The sequence below is a fragment of the Gilvimarinus sp. 1_MG-2023 genome (assembly GCF_030548285.1).
The window spans coordinates 1-281 of the sequence record NZ_JAUOSC010000875.1 but is presented as its reverse complement, the minus strand read 5'-3'; the positions used below and the strand labels follow the sequence as shown (position 1 = coordinate 281).

1 protein-coding gene is annotated in these 281 nt (G+C 34.9%); it reads left to right on the top strand.

Going from position 1 to position 281, the window contains the following annotated elements:
* Positions 1-11: 11 nt before the first annotated feature.
* A partial coding sequence (locus Q4563_RS23695; protein ID WP_442903808.1) for a hypothetical protein occupies positions 12-281 on the top strand: 270 nt, incomplete at its 3' end.

Below are 281 nucleotides of genomic sequence, written 5' to 3'. Positions count from 1 at the left end.
GCTCTGAGAGGCTGCATGCTAAATCATATTTGTTTAAACGTAAAACTGGGTTTGATACCGGATATATTGGCTCGTCGAATCTATCTCATTCGGCATTGACAAACGGGCTCGAATGGAATTTAAAGATTACATCGCAAGAGATTCCACATATTTTGAAAAAATCTTTGGATATGTTTGAAGTATATTGGAATTCGAGTGACTTTGAAATATACGATGGATCTGAATGTAGTGAGAAAAAACTACGAATATCTTTAAGTAATGAAGGTGGTTCGAAATATGAA